Here is an 11,823-nt window from a genome sequence, read left to right on the forward strand (position 1 = left end):
TCGTACTCCCCTTCGAGGCCTACGTTTCTCCGCTTTCGGACGGCTCAAAGCGGAGAAACCTTGGCCTCAAAGAGGTCGTGGACTGGCCGGTCGATCGGCCTCCGTGCCAGGGGCTTCCGTGCCGGGGGCCTCCGGGAGGGGCGGCTCCGTCAGGAGGCTCGCCAGGACGGCCGTCAGGGCGCGGACACCGGCGTCGCAGTCGGCCTCCTCCGCGAGCTCGGCCGGTGAGTGGGAGATGCCCGTAGGGTTGCGGACGAACAGCATCGCCGTGGGCACGCCGACCGCCGAGAGGATCCCGGCGTCGTGCCCCGCGCCCGTACCGATCACAGGTGCGGGCAGGTCGGAACCCGGCCTCCCGACGACGTCCGCGAGCCGCGCCGCGAGCACCGGGTCGAACACCGTGGCAGGCGTCCAGGACTCCTGAACCAGCCCCCATCCCCCGGTTGACCCGGCTGACCTGGCCGGCCCTGCCGAGCGTCGGCGTGGTCGCTCTCCGGTATCCGAACGTAGGCCTGGTCGCTCTCTGAGGCCCGTTCCGGCGACCGGCCCTACGTTCGGCGCGGCTGCCGGTCCCGACAGGGTGGTCAGGACCGCGCGGACCGTGTTCTCAGTTTCCGCGCGGGCGTCGATCCAGGCGCGGACCCGGGACGGGATCGCGTTGACGCCGTTCGGCTCGACCTGGACCTTGGCCAGCGTGGCGAGCGCCCCCGCGTGCTCGGCGGCCGAGCGGACGTCGGTGATGAGCCGGGAGAGGTCAAGCATCGGGTCGTGACGGTGGGCCAGCGGGGTGGTGCCGGCGTGGTTCGCCTCGCCCGCGAGGTCGACGCGCCAGCGGCCGTGCGGCCAGATCGCGGCGCCGACGGCGACGGGGGCCTCCTCACCGGGCGGGAGATCGGCGAGGTACCGGCCCTGTTCCACGTGGAGCTCGACGAAGACGCCGACGCGGGCGAGGGCCTCGTCGTCGCGCCCGTAGTGCTCGAGCCAGCTGGTCGAGACCCCGCCCTCGCCGGTGGCCGAGCCCGTCGAGACCGGTCCCGGCACGCTCGCCCCACGATGCGCCTCGTTCCCGACCCGCCCCAGCACGTCGGCGAGGCTGTGGCCGGCGCCGTCGCGCAGGGCGAGCAGCCGGTCGGCGGGCACCGTGCCCGTGACGGCCCTCGAGCCCAGGCAGGCGAGCCCGAACCGGGCGCCCTCCTCATCGGAGAAGTTCACGATGCCGAGCGGCCGCTCCGGGCGCACGCCCGCGGCACGCAGGGCGTCGAGCGCCGCGAACGCGCTCGCCACGCCGAGCGGACCGTCGAACGCGCCGCCGCCAGGCACCGAGTCGAGGTGGCTGCCGGTCACGACGCCCGGCCCGTCGGCATCCGGGTCGCCCCACCACGCCCACTGGTTGCCGGCACGGTCGGTCACCACGGCCAGGCCCCGCGCTGCGGCCTCGGCGGCGAACCACTCGCGCAGCGCGAGGTCGTGCGTGGTCCACGCGAACCGCTCGTAGCCGCCCGACGGCGCCCGCCCGACGTCGGCGATCGCCCCGAGCAGGCGCCCCACCCCCGTCGCGCCAGCCGTGGTCGCTGTCACGGCGTCTCCCGCATCGGGACGCGCAGCCCGCCGCGCTCGGCGGCGGCCACCGCGTCGTCGTACCCGGCGTCGACGTGCCGCAGCACTCCGGTCGCGGGGTCGTTGGCAAGCACCCGGGCCAGCTTCTCCGCGGCGAGCGGCGTGCCGTCGGCCACCGAGACCTGGCCGGCGTGCAGCGACCGCCCCATGCCGACGCCGCCGCCGTGGTGGATGGAGACCCACGTCGCGCCGGAGGCGGTGTTCATGAGGGCGTTCAGGAGCGGCCAGTCGGCGATGGCGTCGGACCCGTCCGCCATCGCCTCGGTCTCCCGGTACGGGGACGCGACCGAACCGGAGTCGAGGTGGTCGCGCCCGATCGCGAGCGGTGCGGAGATCTCGCCCGACGCGACCAGCTCGTTGAACCGCACCCCCGCGACGTCGCGCTCGCCGTGCCCGAGCCAGCAGATGCGGGCGGGCAGCCCCTGGAAGGCGACGCGGTCCTGGGCGGCGCGGATCCAGCGGCCGAGGTGGTCGTTGTCGGGGAACAGGTCGAGGACCGCCTTGTCCGTCACGGCGATGTCCTTCGGGTCCCCGGACAGCGCGGCCCAGCGGAACGGGCCCTTGCCCTCCGCGAACAGCGGCCGGATGTAGGCGGGCACAAAACCGGGGAAGTCGAACGCCCGGCCGTATCCGCCCTGGCGGGCCTCGTCGCGGATCGAGTTGCCGTAGTCGAACACCTCGGCGCCCGCGTCCTGGAAGCCGACCATGCCCTCGACGTGCCGCGCCATGGACTCCCGCGCGCGGTCGGTGAACCCCGCCGGGTCCTTCTCGGCCTCGGCGGCCCAGTCCTCCAGCGCGACGCCGGACGGCAGGTAGGACAGCGGGTCGTGCGCGGAGGTCTGGTCCGTGACGATGTCGACCTCGACGCCCCGGCGCAGCAGCTCCGGCACGACGTCCGCCGAGTTGCCGACCACGCCCACCGACAACGCGCGACGCTCCTTCTTGGCCGCGAGCGCCAGCTCGACCCCTTCGTCCAGCGACGAGGCGACGACGTCGAGGTAGCGGGTCTCGACGCGGCGGTGCAGGCGGGCCGGGTCGACGTCGACCACCAGGCAGACGCCGCCGTTGAGTGTCACCGCGAGCGGCTGGGCGCCGCCCATGCCGCCGCAGCCGCCGGTCAGGGTGATGGTGCCCGCCAGCGTTCCATCGAATCTCTTCGCCGCCACCGCAGCGAACGTCTCGTACGTGCCCTGCAGGATCCCCTGCGTCCCGATGTAGATCCAGGACCCGGCGGTCATCTGCCCGTACATCGTCAGCCCGAGCTGCTCGAGGCGACGGTGCTCGGGCCACGTCGCCCAGTCCCCCACGAGGTTGGAGTTCGCGATGAGCACGCGCGGCGCCCACTCGTGCGTCCGCAGCACACCCACGGGGCGGCCGGACTGCACCATCAGCGTCTCGTCGTCGCGCAGGTCGGTGAGCGAGCGGACGATCGCGTGGTAGCTGGGCCAGTCCCGCGCGGCGCGGCCGGTGCCGCCGTAGACGACCAGGTCGTCGGGCCGCTCGGCCACCTCGGGATCGAGGTTGTTCATCAGCATGCGCAGCGGGGCCTCGGTCTGCCAGCTGCGGGCGGTCAGGGTCGTGCCGCGCGGCGCCCGGACGGCGACGGGGGTCCCCCGGTCAAGCTTCTCCATGAGTGTCTCTCCTTGGTCGTGGGGGTCAGTGCAGCGGGCCGACGGCGGCCGTGGCGTCCGTCGTGATGCGCCCGTCCGCGACGAGCTGGACCACGTGCTCGATCTCCGGCGCGAGGTACCGGTCCGGTCCGGGACCGGGCACCACGGCGCGGACGACGTCGTGCACCGCGCCCGTGCCCGCCGCGGGGGCCTCCGTGCGGAAGTCGAGGGCGCGCGTGGCCGTCAGCACCTCGATGGCGAGCACCCGGGTGAGCCCGTCGACGGACCGGCGGAGCTTGCGGGCGCCCGACCAGCCCATGGAGACGTGGTCCTCCTGCATCGCGGAGCTCGGGATGGAGTCCACGCTGGCGGGCGCGGCCAGGCGCTTCATCTCCGAGACGATCCCCGCGGCCGTGTACTGGGCGATCATGTGCCCGGAGTCGACACCGGGGTCGTGCGCGAGGAACGCGGGCAGGCCCTCGGAGCGCGAGACGTCGAGGAACCGGTCGGTGCGCCGTTCGCTCATGCTCGCCAGGTCGGCGGCCGCGATGGCGAGGAAGTCCAGGACGTAGGCGACCGGAGCGCCGTGGAAGTTGCCGTTGGACTCCACCCGTCCGTCGGCGGTGACGACCGGGTTGTCGATCGCGGACGCGAGCTCCCGGCCCGCCACGGTGGCCGCGTGCTCCAGGGTGTCGCGGGCGGCGCCGTGCACCTGGGGTGCGCAGCGCAGCGAGTACGCGTCCTGCACGCGGGTGCACGCGGGGTTTCCGGCGTCGTCCAGCTCGCGGTGGCTCGCCATGAGGGGCGAGCCCGCCAGGATCTGCCGCATGTTCGACGCCGACGCCGCCTGGCCGGGGTGCGGACGCATGCCGACCAGGTCCTCGGCGAACGGGGCATCCGAGCCGAGCAGGGCCTCGACGCTGAGCGACGCGGCGACATCGGCGGTGGTGAGGAGACGCCGCAGGTCGTGGATGGCGAGGCAGAGCATGCCCAGCATGCCGTCCGTGCCGTTGATGAGGGCGAGCCCTTCCTTCTCGGCGAGCACGAGCGGGTCGATCCCGGCCGAGGCAAGCGCCTCCGCGGCATCCACGTCGCTGGTCGAACTCCCACCGCTGGTCGAGCCCGTCGAGGCCCCCGAGCCCAGCACCCGCACCCGCCCCTCCCCCATCGCGGCCAGCGCGACGTGGGCGAGCGGCGCGAGGTCCCCGGAGCATCCCAGTGACCCGTACTCGTGCACCACCGGGGTGATCCCGGCGTTGAGCATCGCGGCATAGGTCTGCGCGGTGACGGGGCGGGCGCCGGTGTGTCCGGTGACCAGCGTCGCGAGGCGCAGCAGCTGCAGCGCACGCACCACCTCGGCCTCGACCTCGGGACCGGACCCGGCCGCGTGCGACCGCACGAGGCTCAGCTGGAGCTGGGCCCGCATCAGGGTGGGGATGTGCCGGCGAGCCAGCGCCCCGAAGCCGGTGGAGACGCCGTAGTGCGGAACGGTGTCGTGCGCCAGGTCGTCGATGACGGCGCGGCTGGTCGCCATCCTGGCCAGAGCGTCCTCGTGGATCTCGACGGCGGCTCGGTAACGGGCGACAGCGACGACCTGCTCGACGGTGAGCGGCGTCCCGTCCAGGACGACGTGCTGTGGCAGGTCCCGGTCGGCCGGGCGGGTGGCCGGCGGCGGGGCCTCGTGGTGCAGGGTGCTCATGCGCTCATAGAACCCCGCGGTACCCCTGCTGGCACGCCCGCCCGGACGGATAGGGTCTGGGATACAAGACGGCACTGAAGTGGCGGGGGGTCGGCCACCCCACCACCCACCACCGCCGGACGCAGGAGGGAGCCATGGCAGGCAGCAGCAGCGTTCCCGCCGCCCGCACGACGGCGCGGCTGCTCAGCTTTCTGGCGGCGCAGCCCGGGCCGGTGCCCGCGGGCGCCATCGCGCACGGCATCGGCGTGCCGCGGTCCAGCGTCTACCACCTGCTGTCGGTGCTCGGCGACGAGGGGTTCGTGCGGCACTTCCCCGACGAGCGGCGCTACGGTCTCGGCGTGGCCGCCCTCGGTCTGGGCAGCGCGTACACCCGGCAGGCGCCGCTCACCCGGCTGGCCGCGCCGGTCGTCGCCCGCCTCGTGGAGGCCGCCGGGGAGAACGGGCACCTCGCCGTCCTGAACGGCCGGGAGGTGCTGTACCTGGTGGAGCAGCGGGCGGCGGGCCGCCCGCCCCTGGTGACGGACGTCGACGTCCACCTCCCGAGCCATCTCACCGCCAGCGGGCGGGCCGTGCTCGCGCTGCTGCCCCCGGCGCAGGTCCGGGCGCTGTACCCGACGCCGGGGTCGTTCACGGATCTCACCGGCGCCGGGCCAGGCACCCTGCGGGAGCTACGAACAGTGCTACGGGAGGCGCGGGCCCGGGGGTTCGCGGTGGAGGACGGCGAGGTGTCCGCCGGGTTCGCCTCCGTGGCCGCCGCCGTGGTCGACCACACGGGACGGCCCGTGGCCGGGCTGGCGGTGACCTTCCGCTCGGAGGCCTACGACGACGCCGGGCGAGCCGGGCTGGCGGAGCAGGCGACCCGTGCGGCGCAGGAGGTCAGCCGGCGGCTGGGAGCGCGGTGAGCATCATCGCGAAACCTGGGAACCCGGTGAGCCGGACTTATCCGCGCGTCTCGGCCCAAAGTCACGCCAAGTGCGAGACCGTACGCGCATGAGCTGGGATGCGGGCTGGGTCAGTGTGGTCATCGCGGTCGTCTTCGGGGTCGCCGCGCTCGCGATGACACGGCGGTACGGGGCCAGGCGCGGACGCCTCGCCATCGAATGGGCTGTCAACCCGTTGGTGAGCAGCACGACGGTGGACCTGGACGTCTCGTTCCAGGGCACGGTCGTCAGTGATCCTCATGTGCTGACCGTGGCCATTCGGAACATCGGCGCGATCGACATCTCGTCCAGGGCGTTCGACGCCGAGCAGCCACTCGCACTCGGGATCGACGGGCTCGAAGGCAGCACCGTGCGAATCGTCGCGGTCGGCTCCGACAACGCGCATGCGGCGATGGTTGGAGCCCAACCCACCGTCCTCCTCCCACCTCAGCTGATCAAGCGTGGCAATCGCCTCACCATCACCGTCGTCACCGACGGCATGGTCGCATCCCTCAAGTACGGCGATGTCCTCGAGAATGTCGACGTAGAGGTTGCTGGCGCGGCGAGTCATGGCACAGCAGACCGGCCCCGCCCGGGTTTCCGGACGGCCGTTATGGCTATCGCCCTCGGCGCATTCATCAACTTCCAGCTGACCTTGCTGCTGGACGCTGCGCTGATTGACTGGACCGTTGCCGCCACGGTCAGTGGAGCTACGTTTGTTGGCTTGCTCGCCGTCGCGATCACCTATGTCACCCGCACCACGACACGGCGATTGCGTCGATGAGGGCCGCGAGCATGATCGGCCGGCCCCCGATGTGCGATGCTGCCCGAGCCGTTCGGCAACCGGCACCATCGCCTGGGCATCGCGAGGGCGAGAGAGCTCTCGGCGGTGATCGCGGGCGGCCACGACAGAGGGAGCAGTGCGCTGACATGAAGTTCTTCGACCTGACGGCAGTCGCCTGATGCGGATCGCCCGGATCGCCACGACGGACGGGCCCACCTACGCGCGGGCCGACGGCGACACGTACCTGGCGTGCGAGGACCCCTTTGTCGCCTTCGCGGCCGGTCGCGAGCCGCGTCCGACGGGCGCGACCCCGGTACCGGCCGCACAGGCCGAGGTGCTCGCCCCGTGCGAGCCACGCGTACTCGTGGGTATCGCCCAGAACGGGCCGGACGCCCCGCTGCCCGTGCAGGCGTGGCTCAAGAGTTCCCGCACCGTCGTGCCGAGCGGCACCGGGGTGCGGCTGCGGCGCGAGGTGGGCCGGGTCATCGCCGAGGGCGAGGTGGCGGTGGTCATCGGCCGGCCGACCGAGGGGCTGGACGTGCACAACGCTCACGAGTACGTCCTCGGCGTGACCGCCGTGAACGACGTGACCAACCCCGACCGGAACGCCGTCGACGTGCGGAACTTCGAGGGCAAGGGCGGCGCGGGCTACACCCCGCTCGGGCCGTTCGTCGAGACCGACGTCGATCTCGACCGGGTGGACCTGCACGTCGCCGTCAACAGTGAGGAGCGTGCCGCGACCGGGAGCCACGAGCTGCCGTCGTCGATCGCCGCATGCCTCGCCTACGTCACCTCGTGGGTCGATCTCGGCCCGGGCGACGTCGTCATGACGGGTGCGCCGCACTCCCACTTCACGGTGGCGCCAGGAGACCTCGTGGAGATCACGGTCGCCGGGGCGCGGCTCGTCACGCCCTGTCTGTGAGCGATCAGCCGGCGGCGTTGATGACGCCGCTGATGATGAGGGCGGTGAGCGTGGTCCAGGCGATGATCGCCGCAGCCTGCCAGATCAGGATGCGGACCTTGCCGACGCCGGAGGCAGCGAGCATCGTGGCCGTGAAGTGGGTGGGCAGCAGCAGCGGGCCGAGCAGGCTCACGCCCGGGACGCCGTAACGTTCGTAGGCACGCTGGAACTTCGCCCGGCGCGCGGCGCTCCGGCTGTCCGGCCTCTCACCGGGCGGTACCTCGAGCGTGGACCCGACGTGCACCGGAGCACCGTCCCGGGCCAGGACCTTTTCGCGGTGCCGGGTCACGACGGCGTTGCGCGCACCCGAGCTGAGCAGCACCAGCGCGGCCACGACCAGGAAGTTGCCGGCCATCGCGGCGATCGCGGCGACGACCGGGTTGATCCCACCGATGATCCCGATCGCCACCCCGCCCTCCCCCTCGACGAACGGGATGGCTCCCGCGACGGCGACGATCAGCGGCTGGACGACCTCGGGCACCTGCCCGACAAGGTCCTGCAGGGTTTCGATGAGGCTCATGGTGTGCTCCTGTCAGAGTAGGACGTGGGGTGGTCCCCGGTACTGACTCCAGTCCACCGCTTGAGAGCGCAGTCCAGAAGTGCCTGCCTGTCACCTCCGTCCGGGCCCTTCCCACGCTCCACCCGTGACATCTGTCATGGCCGTAACCTGGGCGGATGAGCCGCCTGCCCGAGCCCGCCGCCACCGTATCCGCGGCGTCGGAAGCCCGTAGCACCACGTTGCGGCTGACCCGGAGCATCAACGTCACCTGGTGGTACATCGCACTGAGCGTGTTGTTCTTCGAGCTGTCGGTCGTCCTCTTCTCGGTGGTCGCTGCCGCCGAGGCCGACGCCGGCACCGTCGCGATCGTCACCGTGGGAATCGGCGCCCTGCTGTGGTGGCTCTCGACGCTGACGCCGCTGCTCGACTACAGGCGCCGGTCGGTCGACGCGCCGCTGCTGATCTGGCGGCGTCATCTCGCGCCCCTCTTGATCGCTGTGGCCTACGGGCTCACGGTCGGGCTCGTGACCGAGTCCTGGGTGGTGAGCCTCGCACCAGTGCTGCAGGTCGCCATGCTGCTGAACTGGCCGCCGGGAGTGCGGTTCCGGCTGGTGCTGGCCGCGACGGCCCTGCTCGTCGCGCTCGTGGTGATCGACTTCCGCGTCAACCTCCCGGACGACAACAGCACCAGCTGGGTCCAGCTGGCGGTCTTCGCCGTCATCCTTCCGGTCGTCACCGTCTCCTCGCTGTGGTGGTGGGACGTGCTCGTCGCGCTCGACCGGGCTCGCGCCTCGGAGGCCAAGCTCGCGGCGACCCAGGAACGGCTCCGCCTGGCGACCGACGTGCACGACCTGCAGGGGCACCATCTCCAGGTCGTCGCCCTCCAGCTGGAGCTCGCCGAGCGCCTCATGCCCCGCGACCCGGAGGCGGGCATGGAACAGCTGCGCGCGGCACGCGCCAGCGTGGACGACGCCCGCCAGGGCACCCGCGACCTGGCCACCCGCTTCCGCTCCGTCCCGCTGCGGGACGAGCTGGCCAACGCGGTGGACCTGCTGCGTGCCGCCGGCACCAAGGCCGAGGCCACGGTCGACCCCGACGCGTCGCTCGCCCCGGCGTCCGCTCTCGGACCGGTCATCCGGGAGACGACGACCAACGTGCTGCGCCACGGCGGTGGCCGGTGGGCCCGCCTGTCCCTCACCCGCACCGACGGTTCGTGGCGTTACGAGATCGCCAACGACGTCGCCGGCGTCCCCGACGTCCCTGACCTGCCAGGCAGCGCGGGCGGTGCGGGCCTGGACGGGATCGCCCGGCGAGCGGCCGAGGTGGACGGCGACCTCGAGGTGCGGCGCGAGGGCGAGACATTCACCGTTGTCGTCACGGTCCCCGCCGAAGACAGACCTGCCCACGAGGCACCTGCGGAAGAAGAGGTTGCTGGATGATCCGTGTGCTGCTCGCCGACGACGAGGGCATGATCCGGTCCGCGCTGGCCGCGCTGCTCCGCCTGGAACCGGACATCGACGTCGTCGCGGAGTGCGCCGACGGCGCGGAGGCGGTCGCCTATGCCGAACGCCTGAAGCCGGACGTCTGCCTGCTCGACCTGGAGATGCCGCACCTCGACGGCGTGCAGGTCACCGAGAAGCTGAACCGCACGACGGCGACCCGGTGCGTGATCGTCACCCGCCACGCCCGGCCCGGCGTCCTGCGGCGCGCGCTGGCCTCCGGGGCTGCCGGGTTCCTGCCGAAGTCCCGCTCCGCCGACGAGGTCGCGGCAGTCATCCGCCGGGTGGCGGCCGGTGGCCGGTACGTCGACCCGGAGATCGCCGCCGACGCCCTGAGCGACGAACGCTCGCCGCTGACCGACCGCGAGCTCGACGTCCTGCGCGCCGGGCGGCGCGGCGAGACCACCGGCCAGATCGCCCGCACCCTGTCGCTCGCACCCGGCACCGTGCGCAACCACATCTCCGCCGTGCTCGGCAAGCTCGCCGTCGACTCCCGCCAGCAGGCGGTGCACCTCGCGGAGGAACGCGGCTGGATCTGACGTCGCTGCCCGAGTGACCTCGCTGCTCTGAGCCGCGCTGCTGAGAGCAGGGCTGCCCACGGCAGATCCAGCCCCGTAGCGCCCCTCACGAGGTGCACGGTGAGGTCATGACTGATGCACCGAAGGCGCCGATGTTCGGCGACAACTCACGACGCGAGCTCTACGAGCGACGCGTCCTCGTCCTGGACGGACCGTTGGACGACGACAACGGGACGCTCCTGATGACACAGCTGATCGCGCTGGCCACCGAGGACTCGTCGTCCGACATCGAGCTGTGGATCCACTCCCCCGGCGGATCGGTGCCGGCGATGCTGGCGATCCGCGACCTCATGCGAACCATCCCCAACGACGTCTCCACGCTCGTGCTGGGCATCGCCTACAGCGCAGGACAGTTCCTCCTCTCGGCGGGCACCCACGGGAAGCGCCGTGCGCTGCCGAACTCGCGCGTCCTGATGCACCAGGGCTCCGCCGGGATCGCGGGCACCGCCGTCGACATCGAGCTGCAGGCGGACGACCTGCGGCACACCCGCGACACGGTCCTGCGGCTGATCTCGGAGGACACGGGCCAGCCGATCGAGCGGATCTTCGACGACTCGCTGCACGACCACTGGTACACGGCCGACGAGGCTCTCGACTTCGGCTTCATCGACACGATCGTGCGGAGCTTCGAGGGCATCCGGCCGCGCGACCGCCAGCCCACCGGATTCAGCGCCGTCGCCGAGAGGAACGCACGATGAGCAGCTACACCATCCCGAACGTCATCGCGTCGCACCCTCGGGGCGAGCGGATCATGGACGTCTACTCCCAGCTGCTCTCCGAGCGGATCATCTACCTCGGCACCGCGATCGACGCGGGCGTCGCCAACGCCCTGATCGCCCAGCTGATCCACCTGGAGTCGAGCAACCCGGACAGCGACATCCAGCTCTACGTCAACTGCGAGGGCGGGGACCCGAGCGCCGGGATGGCCATCTACGACACCATGCGGTACATCCGGCCCCAGGTGGCGACGACCGTTGTCGGGCAGGCCGTGGCGGTCGGCGCCGTGCTGCTCGCCGCTGGGGCCGAGGGCAAGCGTGCGGCGCTCCCCCACGCACGCGTCATCCTGCACCAGCCCGCCGCCCAGGGGCGCGGCGCGATCCCCGACCTGATCCTGCAGGCGGACGAGGTGGTCCGCATCCGTGCGGACATGGAGGTCGCGCTCTCCCAGCACACGGGTCAGAGCGTCGAGACCCTGCGCGCCGACACCGACCGTGACCGCATCTTCACGGCCACGGCCGCACGCGGCTACGGCCTTCTGGACAACGTGATCGAACAGCGATGAGCCCGAGCGTGACTCCTGGGCCCGGCAGGCCTACCGCCCGGCAGGCCCGGGAGTCACGCCGCGAGCGCGAACGCCGCCCGCACGGTCGGCTGCCGCACGGTGTCACGCACGGTCTCGCGCACGGCGGTCAGCCGGTCCGCGACGCCGGCGACCAGGTCGACCAGCGTGACGTCCAGCGCACCGGTGACCGCCGCGATCATCTCGCTCGACGGCTCCTTGACGCCGCGCTCGATCTCCGACAGGTACTGCGGCGAGATCCCGGCGCGACGGGCGGTCTGGTCGATGGTCTCGCCGCGCACGCGACGCAGGTGCCTCAGGCGTTCACCGACCATGTGCCGCCACAGCGGCTCTCGTTTTTCGGTCATACCTGAGCG

The 11,823-nt window shown here is 72.4% G+C and carries 12 protein-coding genes; 7 read left to right on the plus strand and 5 right to left on the minus strand.

The window, feature by feature from the left end:
* Positions 1 to 66: 66 nt before the first annotated feature.
* From LUU90_RS08525 to hutH, 3 genes are read right to left on the minus strand one after another with little or no spacing between them, the layout of a single operon-like run.
* The gene (locus tag LUU90_RS08525) at positions 67 to 1,578 is read right to left on the minus strand and encodes a Zn-dependent hydrolase (protein ID WP_275002952.1); all 1,512 of its coding nucleotides are present in this window, start codon (positions 1,576 to 1,578) and stop codon (positions 67 to 69) included.
* A complete protein-coding gene (gene hutU / locus LUU90_RS08530) occupies positions 1,575 to 3,248 on the minus strand; it encodes a urocanate hydratase (RefSeq protein WP_275002953.1) in 1,674 nt (557 codons plus the stop codon). The genes LUU90_RS08525 and hutU overlap by 4 nt, the downstream gene beginning before the upstream one ends.
* Before the next feature lie 25 nt (positions 3,249 to 3,273).
* Positions 3,274 to 4,926 carry a histidine ammonia-lyase gene (gene hutH / locus LUU90_RS08535; protein WP_275002954.1) on the minus strand — a complete coding sequence of 551 codons (1,653 nt, stop codon included), beginning with the start codon at positions 4,924 to 4,926 and terminating at the stop codon, positions 3,274 to 3,276.
* Between the two features lie 134 nt (positions 4,927 to 5,060).
* Here hutH and LUU90_RS08540 point away from each other — a divergent pair, with 134 nt between their 5' ends.
* The 3 genes from LUU90_RS08540 to LUU90_RS08550 all read left to right on the plus strand — a co-directional run bounded on the left by LUU90_RS08540 (position 5,061) and on the right by LUU90_RS08550 (position 7,552).
* Positions 5,061 to 5,828, plus strand: coding sequence for an IclR family transcriptional regulator (locus LUU90_RS08540; RefSeq protein WP_275002955.1), 768 nt, complete (start codon positions 5,061 to 5,063; stop codon positions 5,826 to 5,828).
* Positions 5,829 to 5,916: 88 nt separating this feature from the next.
* Entirely contained in the window at positions 5,917 to 6,630 is a 714-nt protein-coding gene (locus tag LUU90_RS08545) for a hypothetical protein (protein WP_275002956.1), read from the plus strand.
* Positions 6,631 to 6,808: 178 nt separating this feature from the next.
* On the plus strand, positions 6,809 to 7,552 hold the full coding sequence (locus LUU90_RS08550) for a fumarylacetoacetate hydrolase family protein (RefSeq protein WP_275002957.1): 744 nt from the start codon (positions 6,809 to 6,811) through the stop codon (positions 7,550 to 7,552).
* A 4-nt stretch (positions 7,553 to 7,556) separates the two neighbouring features.
* Here LUU90_RS08550 and LUU90_RS08555 read toward each other — a convergent pair whose 3' ends face one another.
* Positions 7,557 to 8,111 carry a small multidrug efflux protein gene (locus tag LUU90_RS08555; protein WP_275002958.1) on the minus strand — a complete coding sequence of 185 codons (555 nt, stop codon included), beginning with the start codon at positions 8,109 to 8,111 and terminating at the stop codon, positions 7,557 to 7,559.
* 155 nt (positions 8,112 to 8,266) lie between these two features.
* Between LUU90_RS08555 and LUU90_RS08560 the strand changes: the two genes are divergently transcribed.
* From LUU90_RS08560 to LUU90_RS08575, 4 genes are all read left to right on the plus strand, one after another.
* Positions 8,267 to 9,529, plus strand: coding sequence for a sensor histidine kinase (locus LUU90_RS08560; protein WP_275002959.1), 1,263 nt, complete (start codon positions 8,267 to 8,269; stop codon positions 9,527 to 9,529).
* A complete protein-coding gene (locus LUU90_RS08565; protein ID WP_275002960.1) occupies positions 9,526 to 10,128 on the plus strand; it encodes a response regulator transcription factor in 603 nt (200 codons plus the stop codon). The genes LUU90_RS08560 and LUU90_RS08565 overlap by 4 nt, the downstream gene beginning before the upstream one ends.
* 107 nt (positions 10,129 to 10,235) lie before the next feature.
* The gene (locus tag LUU90_RS08570) at positions 10,236 to 10,865 is read left to right on the plus strand and encodes a ClpP family protease (RefSeq protein ID WP_275002961.1); all 630 of its coding nucleotides are present in this window, start codon (positions 10,236 to 10,238) and stop codon (positions 10,863 to 10,865) included.
* The gene (locus LUU90_RS08575; protein ID WP_275002962.1) at positions 10,862 to 11,449 is read left to right on the plus strand and encodes a ClpP family protease; all 588 of its coding nucleotides are present in this window, start codon (positions 10,862 to 10,864) and stop codon (positions 11,447 to 11,449) included. Before LUU90_RS08570 ends, LUU90_RS08575 begins: the two co-directional genes overlap by 4 nt.
* Positions 11,450 to 11,502: 53 nt before the next feature.
* On the opposite strand, the gene LUU90_RS08580 is transcribed toward LUU90_RS08575, so the two are convergent.
* Complete coding sequence (locus LUU90_RS08580) at positions 11,503 to 11,814, minus strand: helix-turn-helix domain-containing protein (RefSeq protein ID WP_275002963.1); 312 nt, start codon at positions 11,812 to 11,814, stop codon at positions 11,503 to 11,505.
* Positions 11,815 to 11,823: the final 9 nt, after the last annotated feature.

This window comes from Promicromonospora iranensis (assembly GCF_028994775.1).
Classification (GTDB): domain Bacteria; phylum Actinomycetota; class Actinomycetes; order Actinomycetales; family Cellulomonadaceae; genus Promicromonospora; species Promicromonospora iranensis_A.